Annotated in this window: 13 protein-coding genes; 6 read left to right on the top strand and 7 right to left on the bottom strand. The window is 72.7% G+C overall.

Annotation, left to right across the window (positions count from 1 at the left end; genetic code table 11):
• Positions 1-12: 12 nt before the first annotated feature.
• Positions 13-1059 carry an ABC transporter permease gene (locus BM242_RS05355; protein WP_245833847.1) on the top strand — a complete coding sequence of 349 codons (1047 nt, stop codon included), beginning with the start codon at positions 13-15 and terminating at the stop codon, positions 1057-1059.
• A gap of 128 nt (positions 1060-1187) precedes the next feature.
• Here the strand turns inward: BM242_RS05355 and BM242_RS05360 are convergent, their stop codons facing one another.
• Complete coding sequence (locus BM242_RS05360; RefSeq protein WP_093837826.1) at positions 1188-1673, bottom strand: GNAT family N-acetyltransferase; 486 nt, start codon at positions 1671-1673, stop codon at positions 1188-1190.
• 99 nt (positions 1674-1772) lie between these two features.
• Between BM242_RS05360 and BM242_RS05365 the strand changes: the two genes are divergently transcribed.
• The 3 genes from BM242_RS05365 to BM242_RS05375 all read left to right on the top strand — a co-directional run bounded on the left by BM242_RS05365 (position 1773) and on the right by BM242_RS05375 (position 3799).
• Entirely contained in the window at positions 1773-2573 is an 801-nt protein-coding gene (locus BM242_RS05365) for an exodeoxyribonuclease III (protein ID WP_093837494.1), read from the top strand.
• A 156-nt stretch (positions 2574-2729) separates the two neighbouring features.
• Positions 2730-3263, top strand: coding sequence for a hypothetical protein (locus BM242_RS05370; RefSeq protein ID WP_093837495.1), 534 nt, complete (start codon positions 2730-2732; stop codon positions 3261-3263).
• Between the two features lie 299 nt (positions 3264-3562).
• Entirely contained in the window at positions 3563-3799 is a 237-nt protein-coding gene (locus BM242_RS05375; RefSeq protein WP_093837496.1) for a hypothetical protein, read from the top strand.
• A 141-nt stretch (positions 3800-3940) separates the two neighbouring features.
• Here the strand turns inward: BM242_RS05375 and BM242_RS05380 are convergent, their stop codons facing one another.
• The gene (locus tag BM242_RS05380) at positions 3941-5368 is read right to left on the bottom strand and encodes a helix-turn-helix domain-containing protein (protein ID WP_245833848.1); all 1428 of its coding nucleotides are present in this window, start codon (positions 5366-5368) and stop codon (positions 3941-3943) included.
• 215 nt (positions 5369-5583) lie between these two features.
• Between BM242_RS05380 and BM242_RS28400 the strand changes: the two genes are divergently transcribed.
• Positions 5584-5748, top strand: a complete 165-nt coding sequence (locus tag BM242_RS28400) for a lasso RiPP family leader peptide-containing protein (RefSeq protein WP_107365086.1) — start codon at positions 5584-5586, stop codon at positions 5746-5748.
• A 5-nt stretch (positions 5749-5753) separates the two neighbouring features.
• On the opposite strand, the gene BM242_RS05385 is transcribed toward BM242_RS28400, so the two are convergent.
• Positions 5754-6581 carry an endonuclease/exonuclease/phosphatase family protein gene (locus tag BM242_RS05385; protein WP_093837497.1) on the bottom strand — a complete coding sequence of 276 codons (828 nt, stop codon included), beginning with the start codon at positions 6579-6581 and terminating at the stop codon, positions 5754-5756.
• Complete coding sequence (locus BM242_RS05390; protein WP_093837498.1) at positions 6578-7681, bottom strand: aldo/keto reductase; 1104 nt, start codon at positions 7679-7681, stop codon at positions 6578-6580. Before BM242_RS05390 ends, BM242_RS05385 begins: the two co-directional genes overlap by 4 nt.
• A gap of 77 nt (positions 7682-7758) precedes the next feature.
• On the opposite strand from BM242_RS05390, the gene BM242_RS05395 reads away from it, so the two are divergent.
• The gene (locus tag BM242_RS05395) at positions 7759-8379 is read left to right on the top strand and encodes a nucleotidyltransferase family protein (protein WP_175541277.1); all 621 of its coding nucleotides are present in this window, start codon (positions 7759-7761) and stop codon (positions 8377-8379) included.
• Positions 8380-8437: 58 nt separating this feature from the next.
• Here the strand turns inward: BM242_RS05395 and BM242_RS05400 are convergent, their stop codons facing one another.
• From BM242_RS05400 to BM242_RS29215, 3 genes are all read right to left on the bottom strand, one after another.
• A complete protein-coding gene (locus BM242_RS05400; RefSeq protein ID WP_093837499.1) occupies positions 8438-10588 on the bottom strand; it encodes a B12-binding domain-containing radical SAM protein in 2151 nt (716 codons plus the stop codon).
• A 256-nt stretch (positions 10589-10844) separates the two neighbouring features.
• Entirely contained in the window at positions 10845-11024 is a 180-nt protein-coding gene (locus tag BM242_RS05405) for a hypothetical protein (RefSeq protein ID WP_093837500.1), read from the bottom strand.
• The gene (locus BM242_RS29215) at positions 11018-11194 is read right to left on the bottom strand and encodes a hypothetical protein (protein ID WP_175541278.1); all 177 of its coding nucleotides are present in this window, start codon (positions 11192-11194) and stop codon (positions 11018-11020) included. Before BM242_RS29215 ends, BM242_RS05405 begins: the two co-directional genes overlap by 7 nt.
• Between the last annotated feature and the right edge of the window lie 590 nt (positions 11195-11784).

An 11784-nucleotide genomic window follows, 5' to 3' on the forward strand; every position in this document is an offset into this window, starting at 1 on the left:
CTGGAGGTCCCCATGTCAGCTCACCAAGCCGCCGAGCCCGCCGCCCGCCGACCCGGCCGGCCGCCGTCGCCCCGCGCGCTGGCCGCCGCGCTGCTCCTGATCCCGCTGCTGGCCGCCACCGCCCTGTGGGCGTTCGCCTGGCCGGCCGCCCGGATCGCACCCAACGACCTGCCGATCGGCGTGGCCGGCCCGGCCCAGGCCACCGCCCCGCTGACCGAGCGGCTGGAGGAACGGGACGGCGCCTTCGACGTCGAGCACTTCGCGGACCGGGCCGAGGCCGTCGCCGCCCTGGAGGACCGGGAGATCTATGCGGCGCTGGTCGCCGGACCGGAACCGGAACTGCTGCTCGCCTCGGCCGGCAGCCCGGCCGTGGCCGAGGTGATGCGGCAGGCCGTCACCGGAGCGCTCCCCGAGGGCACCGCGCCGACCGTCACCGATGTGGTACCGGCACCGCCCCGTGATCCGCGCGGCATCGCCTTCGCCGCCAGCGTGCTGCCGCTGGCCCTGACCGGCATCGCCATCGGCTCCGTCACCACCATGCTGGGGCTGCGCGGCGGCCGGGCGGTACTGGCGCTGCTGACCGCCACCGCCCTGACCGGCATGGTCGGCGCCACCCTGCTGCACGGCTGGCTCGATGTGCTGGAGGGCAACTGGTGGACGGTGGCCGGGGTGTTCATGCTGGGCGCACTGGCGGTGGCCGCCACCAGCAGCGGCGTGGCGTCGGTGCTCGGCGCCCGCGGTATCGCGCTGTCCGCGCTGACCATGGTCTTCTTCGGCAACCCGTTCTCCGGCGCCAATGTCGCGCCGGAACTGCTGCCGGACCCGGTCGGCATGCTCGGGCAGTTCCTGCCGCCGGGCGCCTCCGCCATGCTGATGCGCTCGGTGTCCTTCTTCGACGGCAGCGGCGGCGGATTCCCGCTGCTGGTGCTGGCCTGCTGGCTGACGCTGGGGCTGTCCCTGCTCTTCCTCGGCGGGCGCCGGGCCGCCCGGCGCGGCCCCGCCGCGGACCGCTCCCCCGCGGGCGCGCCGCTGCCCCAGCCCACCGGCTCCCACGCGTAGCCGCGGCCCGGGGCTCCGGCTCCGGGCTCGGGCTCCGGGCTCGGGCTCCGGGCTCGGGCTCCGGGCTCGGGCTCCGCCGGTGCGGGTGCCCGCCCCCGGGAACACCGGGGCGGGCACCCGCTCCCGTGTCACGGCAGGAGCGGCTTGGCGAAGCAGCGGCTGCTCTCGTGGCAGCGGTAGTAGCCGAACTTGCGCGGTGCCGGCCGATAGCCGCTGGAGCAGTACAGCGCGATCGCCTCCGGCTGCTGGTCACCGGTCTCCAGCACCATCCGCCGCCGGCCGGCCGCCCGCGCGTCCTGCTCCAGCCTGGCCAGAATCCGCCGGGACAGCCCCTGGCGGCGGGCCTGGCGGATCACGAACATCCGCTTCAGCTCGGCGTCGCCGCGCTGATAACCCTCCGCCTCCGAGTCCTGGGACCGCCAGCCGCCCGTGCCGACCGGCCGGCCGGCGTCGTCGTAGACCACCAGGAACAGTCCGTTCGGGGGCGCGAACATGCCCGCCTCCAGCACCGTGCGGTCGCCCCCGTCGCCATAGCGCTCGTGGTACTCCCGCTGCACCAGATCGTTGAGCGCGGACGCATCCGGATGGTCGAAGGGCACGGTCACGAACTTCATGGCGATCATCGTACGAGAGTGCGAGAAGAGGACCCCGGGAATATTCGTTTCGCGTATGCTGCGGCGCGACACCGGCCTGGAACCACACCGGAGAACGCTGTGCACACCGTCACGACCGTAAATGTGAACGGCCTGCGGGCCGCCGCCAGGAAAGGCTTCGGAAGCTGGCTGGCGGGAACCGGCGCCGATGTGGTGTGCCTCCAGGAAGTACGCGCGGAACCCGGCCAGCTCGACGACGGGCTGCGGCGGCCGGAGGGCTGGCACGCCTACTGGGCACCGGCCGCGGCCAAGGGCCGGGCCGGTGTGGCGCTGCTCACCCGCAGCGAGCCCGAACGGCTGCGGATCGGCTTCGGCGAACCCGAATTCGACGACTCCGGCCGCTATCTGGAGGCCGACCTGCCCGGTCTGACCGTGGCCAGCCTCTATCTGCCCTCCGGCGAGGCGGGCACCGAGCGCCAGGCCGAGAAGGAACGCTTCATGGCCGCCTTCCTGCCCTATCTGGCCGGACTGCGCAAGCGGGCCGCGGACGACGGCCGCGAGGTGCTGATCTGCGGGGACTGGAACATCGCCCACCAGCCGGCCGATCTGAAGAACTGGCGGGCCAACCAGCGGAACGCCGGCTTCCTGCCGGAGGAACGCGCCTGGCTCTCCCGGGTGTTCGGCGAGGAGGGCGGCTACACCGACGTGGTGCGCGCCCTGCACCCGGACACCGCCGGACCGTACTCCTGGTGGTCCTACCGGGGCCGGGCCTTCGACAACGACACCGGCTGGCGGATCGACTACCACGTCGCCACCCCGCAACTGGCCGGACGCTGCGTCAAGGCCTATGTGGAACGGGCCGCCACCCATGCGGAGCGCTGGTCCGACCACGCCCCGGTCACCGCCGTCTACGGGCCCTGAGCCCGGGCCGGCGGCCCCTGCCGTCGTGGCGGCGGTCAGACCGGGGGGTGGCCGGGCCGCCGCCACGACACCGGGCCCCCCTTGTCCCGCCGCCGCCGCGCCCGCCACACTGGCACCGCGGCGACGGGCCGGGCGGAACGCGGGGAGGGCACGGCGATGGCCGGCGAGGCGGAAAAGGCGCTGGGCGCGCTGGTGGGGCGCTACGAGACGGACAACCGGCGGCGCGGCACCGTGGCGCTGATCGCGCTGCTGGTGGGCCTGGCCGCCACCGCCGTGACCGTACCCGTGGTGATCGAGACCTTCGACAGCGCCGGCGCGCAGGGCGGAACGGGCTCCGGACGCCTGGCCGGGCTGCTCGGCGGTGTGGCACTGCTCGGCCTGTGGGGCGGGATCTCCCGCGGCAGCCAGTACCTGCGGCTGCACGGCGAGGTGTTCCACCTCCGCGAGGGCGGGCTGGTCCACCGCCGCACCGGCGAGACCCGGGTCATCCCGTGGTCGCAGATCCGCGGTGTCCGGGACCGGGGCCAGTCCAACTTCGTCTCCCGGCCCCTGGGCTGGGACGTGCACTGCACGATCCGGGTGCGCGGCGGACGCCGCCTGCTGATCACCGGCTTCACACCCGGCGCCGAGCGCCTGGTGGCCGCGGTGGACGCGGCGGCACGGCAGGGCGTTCCGCCCCGGGCCGTCTAGGCGGTGTCCTGTCGATCTTCGTGGATCAGCCCGCGGCGTCAGATGCGGTGCATCGCAAGGCGCCGGATCGCAGCTCGTACTTGGCCGTACTCGCGCGATTCGGGAACGCAGCGAGGTGCCGTAGCCGGCGTCGCGGGCCCGCGAAGATCGACAGGACACCGCCCAGCGCCGGTCGGGTGAGCGTGCTGCGCCGGACGGGGCGGCGGGCCGCGCGCCCCGCCCAGGGGCCCCGCCCCCGCCCGGAATCCTTGCGGCTGTCCGGCAACCAGCCACCCACGGCAGCGAGGAGGGAGCCAGCCATGGCCCAGTGCGAGGTCTGCGGCAACGACTACCGGATGTCCTTCGAGATCCACGCGGCGGGCTCGGTGCACACCTTCGACAGCATCGAGTGCGCGGCCCAGCGGATGGCCCCCATCTGCGAGCACTGCAACTGCCGCATCCTGGGCCACGGCCTGGAGACCGAGGAGGGCCAGTTCTTCTGCTGCGCCCACTGCGCCCGGATGATGGGCCAGCCCCAGCTCGTCGACCACGCCTGACCGACCGGACCCCACCACCGGGCGACGGCGCCGCCGCCCGGGCTGCGTCATCGGACACCGGGACCACCGGGAAACCCTCCACGCCGACGAGCCCGGCGGCACACCGCCGCCTCCCGCCGCCGTCCAGCCGGACCGAGGCACTCACCTCTCGCCGGCGGACGCCCGTCCCCGGGAATCGATGAAGGCGGGCAGCGCGCGTACCGCGTCTCGGAGTTCGCGGACGGCTCGGTGCTCGGCGACATCGTGGAGACATCGGTCCAGGGCCGCCAGACGGGCGCGGGCGGTGGAGCGGAGCCGGCCCGCCGGAACGCTCTCCAGGACCGCGGTGGCGCGGGCGGCGGCGTCCGCCGGCTCGCCGGCCGCGGCTTCGACGCGGGCCAGCAGCAGCGTGGCCGCCGCCCAGCCGGGGGTCCCCGGCGTACAGGCGTCGGCGGACGCCATCGCCAGCGGCCGGGCCTGGTCCACGCGGCCCAGAGCGATGCAGGCTTCCGCGGCATGCAGCCGGTGTTCGGCCCCGTCGTACCCGAAACGGCCGGGCTGCTCCTCGGCCGCCGCGAACGCCTCATCGGCCCGACGGCGGGCGTCCTCGGCCTCCCGGGCACGGCCCTGGGCGGCCAGGGACGGCAACAGGGCCCACCCCAGGAGCTGCGCGCGGGCCAGCGGGCCCTGGGCCGCGGCCACGCCGCGTTCGGCCAGTTCCACGGCAACGGCTGTCTGACCGCGGGAGCGGGCGACCATGCTGCGCGCACCGCAGGTCCAGGCGACCAGCCGGACATCGCCGACCCGGGCACCGCAGCCGGCGGCCGCGGTCAGGTGCACCTGGGCCCCCGAGTGGTCAGCCAGGTGGTAGGCCACATTGCCCATCAGGGCCGAGAGCCGGCCGACAGTGCGGTGCAGCTCGATGGCCTGCCGGTCCGAGGCGCGGGAGAGCGGGGCGGTCAGCAACTCCCGCGCCGCGCGCACCCCGCCGAACAGCACATGCGGGGGGTGGCGGCTGTAGTTGAGGGCGTAGTGCTCGGCCGCGGCAGCGGCGGCCTCCGGCACCGCGGGTCCGGCGACCCCCGGATCGGCCAGCAGCGCCAGACGCAGAGATTCCTTCACGGCCGGCAGACCGGCGGCAGTGGTCATCGGCGGCTCTCCCCGGGTGAGCGGCATGGCGTCATCGTCGCGACCGTACCGGAGGGCGGCAGGCGCAGACAGGGCAAGCAGGTGTCGGCGCGTCAGCCCCAGTTCCTCCGGAGAAGCCCCGTACGCGCGGGCGATCATCACCGCGTACTCCGCGCTGGGGCGCTCCCTGGGGTCGTGCTCCCAGCGGCACAGCATCGACTCGTTCATGCCCGGCAGGCCCAGCCCTTCGGCGTGGTAGCAGGCGGCAACCTGCGCGATGGCCTCCGCCCGGGACCACCCCAGGGCCAGCCGCCATGCCTCCAGGGCGGTGACCTCCGGCAGGGCCGCGCGGACGGCCGCGGCGATCCGGCGGGTGGCATATCCGTTCCGCTGGCCGTCCCTGCGGATGCGCGCCGCTTCCCGCTGGATCGCCGCGCGGCGAGTCCGGGTGACCACAGCCATGCCATCTCCCCGCGAGTGTGACGACTCGGATGCTTACCGTAGCCAGCCCGGCGCCGGCTGGGGAGAGTGCGGCCGGGCACAGGCGCCGCTGTGCCATTGCGGGTTCTCGCAATGCACCCGGCCGTCGCCGGCAATGACCTGGCGTGCCGTGGCCGCGAGCCTGGAAGTGCCGGACCGACCGGCCCGGAGACGCCCCTTTTCGTGGAGGTATTTCGATGGCGCACAACCCCGGTTACCAGCCCCCGGCCGTGCAGGACGCCGGAGCGGTGGTCGAGGTGACCCTGGGCAACAACAACTTCGACACCAACGACGACTTCTCTGCCAAGTCCTACGTGTTGAACTTCGCCGTGCCTCCTACGATCACCCACCACGGGGTGTGAAGAGGCTAGAGGTGGTCTTCGTCGAGGGTGAGCTTCAGGACGAGGGCGGAGTGGTCGGTGAGGCCCTGCTCGCGCGGTTCGTGGTCGTAGCGGCAGGAGAGGAGACGGCCCGTGTGGGTGGTGGCGATGAAGGCGTGGTCGAAGCGGTAGCCGTTGCTTGACCGGCCGAACCAGGAGTGCTCGACGGCGTCGGGGTGGAGGTGGCGGTAGGCGTCGGTGAGGCCGGCGGCGGCGAAGGAGCGGTAGAAGTCGTACTCCCAGTCGCCGAAGACGCTGTGATGGGGGGTGTGACCGGGCTCGACGATGTTGAGATCACCGGCGACGAGGAGAGGACCGTCGCAGCGGGCAACGAGGCCGGGCAGGGTGGTGGAGACGTCTTGCTGGAAGGCGCGCTTGTCCTCGTTGCGGCGTTCCTTGGGGCCTCGGGAGGGCACATACAGGCCCAGCAGGGTGAGGCGGTGATCTCCGATGCGGACCGTCGCACACGGGGCGCGGTGGGGGAGGACGGCGATGCCGCTGGGCCGCGGTTCCAGCTCGGCGGAGCGGGAGGCGAGCACGGTGCGGTAGTCGCGGCCGGCCGGTTCGGGGGCGAGGACGGAGGCGTATCCGTGGCCGGCGAGGGCGGTGGTCAGCGCGGTGCCGCCGGGGCCGGTACCGACCTCGGTGAGGACCATCAGGTCCGCTGACTCCTGGGCGGCGAGCCAGGCCGCCTGGCGGCGGGCCCGCTCGGGCGATGCGTGCTGGACGTTGAACACCAGCAGCCGCGCGGTGGTCGTGGATGCCTGGTACCGGGGTGTGGCCGGGGCGAGGAGGGAGAGCTGGTCGGCGGTCACTGTGGGGCGTCCTTCTCGTCGAGGAAGACCTCACCGGCGGCGTCCAGGCGCTGCTGGAGGCGCTGGGCGGTGGCGCGGACGAAGGCGAGGTCTTCCGCTGTGAGCGGGGTACCGACGGACGTCAGGTTCTGGGCGGCCTGCTCGGGGGTGGTGAAGCCGACCAGGACGGCGGCGTTGTCGGCGTGCTGGAGACAGTACTGGAGCGCGACGCGGACCAGGTCCCCGGTGCCGGAGCCGAAGCGTTCCCGCAGGGGAGCCAGGCCCTGGTGGATGGTGGCCAGTGCTTCGGCGGTGAACCAGCGCTTGCGCAGCCGGTGATCTCCCGGCCCGAAGTGAGGCGCCGTGCCGGGGACGTACTTGCCGGTGAGCAGGCCCTGGGCGAGGGGCTTGTTGATCAGGACGGAGGCGCCGTGGTCGGCGGCGAAGGCGAAGATGTCCTGCCCGGCCGGTGGGGGCGGGGTGAGTGCGTTGTGGCGGACGGCGAGGTATTCGGGCTTGACCTGGTCGAAGAGGTAGCGGAAGCGGGCGTGCTTGTCCTCGCGCTGGTCCTTGGGGACGGTGAGGCGGTCGGTGGCGAAGCGGTGGGGGCCGCGCATCCCGACCGCCCGGATCAGCCCTTCGCGCTGGAAGGCCCGCATCTGCTCGTTCGCGCCGTCGAGGTAGCGGTCTTCGGGTCCGAACTTGGAGTTGTGCAGGAAGTAGATGTCCAGGTGGTCGGTGCGCAGGTTCTCCAGGGTGGTCTCCAGCTGGCGGCGCATGTGGGAGGGCAGGTAGGCGTGGGCGGCGGTGCCGGCGAAGTAGCCGGTCTTGGAGGAGAGCACAATGCTGTCGCGGGGGACGGTGGCCACCAGGTGCCCGATGAGGCGTTCGGAGTGGCCGTGGCCGTAGACGTCGGCGGTGTCGAAGAGATTCGCTCCCAGGGAGTAGGCGTTCTCCAGACCGCGCAGGGCGGCCGTGTCGTCGGCGGTGGACCAGCCCATCGGCAGGCCGAGGTTGGTGTCCGGGCCGCCGATCGCCCAGCAGCCGACCCCGATGGGGTGAACGGTCAGTCCGGCGGTCAGGGTGCGGCGGGGCAGCGTGCTGCCTTCTGTGTCGTTCATTGCACTTCCCTCTTTTCATCGCTTTTCTGGCCAAAAGCCCCGTGGGGTGGGTGGGGATGGGGCTAGGGTCATGCGCCGTGACGACACCACCACCTGCCACCGATCTGAACCTGGACGCGGTCACCGCCAAGGGCTGGGCCGAGCGCGGCGACTTCACCCCCGCCGAGTACGAGCGGGCCGAGCAGTTCTATGACGCCATGCGCGTCCACGACGACCACCTCACCCGCGTCCGCGCCGAGGCGGCGGCGCTGATTGAGGAGTGGACCGGCCATGCTCCGCGCGATGTCGGCTCCTTCGGCACGCGGCTGAACCTGGAGACCTCGGACCTGGACCTGGGCATCGGCTACCCGGTGGACCAGCGCGAGGTGCTGCGGAAGGCCCTGGACGGACATGCCCGTTTCCTCGGCGAGCGCGCCACCCGGTTCTCCACCACGCGCCTGGTGTTCTCCTTCACCCTGGAGGGCATCGAGGTCGATCTGAGCGCCCTGACCGTGGAGGACTTCACCGTCGCCTGCCGGATGCTCGACCAGATCGCCGAGAACATGGACCACGAGGAGCGCGTCTGCCACACCTGGATCAAGCACCTGCTGCGGGCCTCCGGTCGGCTGGAGGAGTACGCGGGCTGGAAGCTGGTGACCTACCGGCGGTTCTGCCCCGAGTTCAACTGGGTGCCCATCCCGGAGAAGACCGGCACGTGAGGCGGCCGGTGGCCCGCCACGTCGTCCGCGGCGGGCCACCGCCGGGCGGGCCGCCTGGTCAGGTGCCACAGGGGTCCGCCGCGTTGATCAGCTCCCACCCCGACGTGGACGTCCACCGGCCGTGTTCGCGCCGCAGCATCCGCGCGTGCTCAGGCCCGAGCACACCCGCCACCTCAGTCACGGTGTCGTCCATGCGCTGCCGCAGCCGGTCGATCTCCGCCTCCAGCAGGGTGCCGATCCACCCCGACAGTGCCGCCTCCCCGCCAGTACCTGGTCCGGGCGCCTGGTCTTCCACGGCCCTGATCATCTCGCCCAGCACGGTGTAGGCGGCGTCCTTGAGGACCACCCTGGCCTGGCGTACGGCCTGGCGCGGGGTGCCGTCCAGGACCTTCTCCAGTGACTTGAGGGTGTAGTCCAGCGCGAAGTTGCGGTCCACCCACCGCTGGGCCCAGGTGCTGGCCACCCCGATCCGCCAGTCCGCGAACCGCGCGTCCACCCGGCCCATCGAGGGCCGCGGCGCCCCCGCCAGCCCGGCTTCGGCCACCTTGCGGGTGTAGGCGGCGCCGATCAGGCACTCCATCGACACCAGCATGTAGGAGATGCCGGTGTGCAGCGGCCGGCCGGTGGTGTGCTCGGCGACGAAGGCTTCGTCGCGGACCCCGTGCACGATCTCGTCCGCGCTCATCCCCGGCAGGGGACGCAGCAGCAGGTCCGTGCGGCCCTGGAAGGCGCAGCTGGCCTTCAGCTCTTCCAGGGTCATGAGGTGGTCGAAGGTGATGTAGGTGAAGCGGGTGGGGATGCCCAGCGCGGACAGGGTGCGGATGGCCAGCGCGTTCTGCTCGCCGGTGGTCTCCTTGTTGAACCGGGCCAGGATGGAGTCCACGCCGGATTCCACGCCGAACAGCATCCGCCGCAGCCCTCGGTCCACCAGAGCCCGCCACATGCGGGCCCGGTCCGTATGCCAGCCGAGGTCACGGGCGGGGTCGGTGACCTGATCGACGCGGCAGCTCGATTCCCAGGCGAACCCCGCCTCGTGCACCACCCGGGCGACGTCCAGGGCCCGGCTCGCGGCGTCCGGGCCACGGCCGATGAACTCCTCATCGACCAGGTACAGGGTGCGGGAGACGCCCGGGTAGCGGTCGAAGACCTGCCGCATCTGGGCCAGCATCCACGGCAGCCGGTCCGGGGCGGCGCCGGACCAGGTGCCCTTGTGGCCGCGCGGGCAGAACGAGCAGAAGTTCGTACACCCGCGGCTGGTCTCCAGCTGGGCAACGCCGTGGTGCTCGAAGGTGGCGGGCAGCAGATCCAGTTCGGGGAGGATGTCGGCCGTCGCGTCCCGGGAGGCGGGCTTGGCCGTGCGGCGCCGCTTGACCGTCAGGGCGCCGCCCCGCGCGGCACCGATGTAGCCCAGCGCCGGGACGTCATCGAGTCCGATATCGCCGTGCCAGTGGGCGAGGAGCCCTTCGATCGTGGCCTCCCCGCCCGCACGGGCGACCAGCAGCTTTGGGTAGCGCTCCAGCAACAGGTGTTCGTTCCGCGCGGTCAGGGAGCCGCCGACCACGACCATCGGCGGCTCGGGGAGCGCGAAGGCCACGTCCAGCAGCGCGGTGAGCAGATCGTGCTGGCCGAAGGTCGCCGAGACTCCGAGGATGTCCGGCCGGTCCCTGATCACCTGGGCGGTTAAGTCCTCCAGGGTGACACCGAGCTGCATGTCCGCCAGCGCGACGGTGCCCCGCAGCGTGGAGCGGGCGGCGCGGGCGACATCGCTGATGCCCAGCGGGAACCGTGGCAGCGGGAAGTACTCCGGGTGGTACAGGGCCGCCAGCAGCACCCGCGGCCGGGCCAGACGCGCAAGCGCATAGGCGTCCACGGCGGCCGGGCTCAGCCACGTCTCCGGCCGGGCCAGACGGAGGTGGCCGTCGAGCCATCCGGGCCAGTAGCGGGTGGCGTGCGGCTGTCCGGACAGGTCCGCCACCACCCACCGCCCATCGGGGCGTTCTGCGTCGGGGCGTTCGAGGAACAGCAGCCTGCGTTCCAGGGTGCCGGTGACGTGCACGCGGCCCGGAGCGTGCTCGCCCAGGGCGGCCTGGAGACCGTCCGGGGTGATCGACAGCTCGCTGAGGGTGCGGGCCAGGGCAGGGCCTGCGCGGCCTGGCCCTCCGGCCAGACCAAGCGCACTGAGCGCCTTGGCTCCGGTGTCGGTGGGCATTCCGGGCTCCTTCCGTCGGGCGGCGACTCGCGGAGGCGAGCAGGGACCGTGCGGTGCTGCGTGGGGCGGCGGGGAAGGGCTGGAGGTGGAGGACCGCCAGGCGGGCGGGGCGACTGGTCACCGCCCGCCCGGCGGCCGGTCCAGGCGGTGGCCCAGGCCGCGGCGAGGGTGAAGCCCATGCCGAAGCCGATGGCCCAGATGAACAGCGGGGCGGCGAACCGGCCCAAGGTGTAGAGGAAGCGGCGGACGGCACGGATCACGAGGAGTGCTCCGCCTTCTGGTGGCGGCGCATACGGACGTTCGCGTCGGAGACCGCCGAGCCGTCCCCGGCCGCGGAGGCACGCTGCCGGAAGCGGTCCAGGTGTGTGCAGGTGGCACAGCCCTTCACGGCGGTCGGCTGGTCCTCGTCCGGGTGCCGGAGGTGGGGAGTCAGCATGAGACGGCCCCCTGGCTGACGACGTGCTGGTGGCCGCTGGCCATCCTCGCCAGCATGTCGGCGGCCTTCCCGAGCAAACGCAGACGTTCGGCGGTGGCGTCCTCGTCACCGGCCTTGCCGGCGGCGAGGGAGACGGCTTTGCGGATGGTCTCGTGGTGGCTGTCCCGCACGTCCTCACCGCGTGGGAGGACGCCCAGGCTCGGGCGTCGGGGGCCAGCGCGTGGATGTAGCCGCACAAGCGGCGGCGCAGGGCCGCAGTGAGTTCGCCCTGGGGCCGCCCGTGCCGGGCCAGGGCGAGAGCCAGGACCACGTCCTGGTGGACCTCGCGGAGGTCGGGGGCGGCCCCCTGGCGGGGGGATGCTGGTGCTCTGTTCGCCATGGACGGCTCCCAGGGTGGGGTCTCCCGGCCCCGCCTGAAGGGCAGGCGCGGGCCGGGAAAGTACAGGGGAAGCAACCGGGATCGTGACCGAGGTCAGGGCAGCCCGGTCTCACTACTGCGCGTGCGATGGCGATCATGAAGTGATGCACCATCACGTTCTCTCGCCCTGGCAGGATGTACTCGTTTCCGCGATGGACGCAACCTTTGGTCCTGAACTCGCAAAGAAAGAACGTGAGTTCGTTGGACTTTCGATCCTCGGTGCGGGCAGACTTTTCCCGAAGTCGGGCCCGCTCACCCGAAGAAGGGACGAACAACCACGGTCCGCTTCCCGTCAACCCGAAATGAGGTCAGCAAGGTGCCCACTCCTCCGCTGGTCCAGAC

This window comes from Streptomyces aidingensis, from assembly GCF_900112355.1.
GTDB classification, from domain to species: Bacteria; Actinomycetota; Actinomycetes; order Streptomycetales; family Streptomycetaceae; genus Streptomyces; species Streptomyces aidingensis.

Bases quoted from the DNA above. Each gene is read 5' to 3' on its own strand.
- BM242_RS05355 (WP_245833847.1), top strand. From the start codon at position 13: ATGTCAGCTCACCAAGCCGCCGAGCCCGCCGCCCGCCGACCCGGCCGG.
- BM242_RS05360 (WP_093837826.1), bottom strand. From the start codon at position 1,673: ATGAAGTTCGTGACCGTGCCCTTCGACCATCCGGATGCGTCCGCGCTC.
- BM242_RS05370 (WP_093837495.1), top strand. From the start codon at position 2,730: ATGGCCGGCGAGGCGGAAAAGGCGCTGGGCGCGCTGGTGGGGCGCTAC.
- BM242_RS05375 (WP_093837496.1), top strand. From the start codon at position 3,563: ATGGCCCAGTGCGAGGTCTGCGGCAACGACTACCGGATGTCCTTCGAG.
- BM242_RS05380 (WP_245833848.1), bottom strand. From the start codon at position 5,368: ATGGCTGTGGTCACCCGGACTCGCCGCGCGGCGATCCAGCGGGAAGCG.
- BM242_RS28400 (WP_107365086.1), top strand. From the start codon at position 5,584: ATGGCGCACAACCCCGGTTACCAGCCCCCGGCCGTGCAGGACGCCGGA.
- BM242_RS05390 (WP_093837498.1), bottom strand. From the start codon at position 7,681: ATGAACGACACAGAAGGCAGCACGCTGCCCCGCCGCACCCTGACCGCC.
- BM242_RS05400 (WP_093837499.1), bottom strand. From the start codon at position 10,588: ATGCCCACCGACACCGGAGCCAAGGCGCTCAGTGCGCTTGGTCTGGCC.
- BM242_RS05405 (WP_093837500.1), bottom strand. From the start codon at position 11,024: ATGCTGACTCCCCACCTCCGGCACCCGGACGAGGACCAGCCGACCGCC.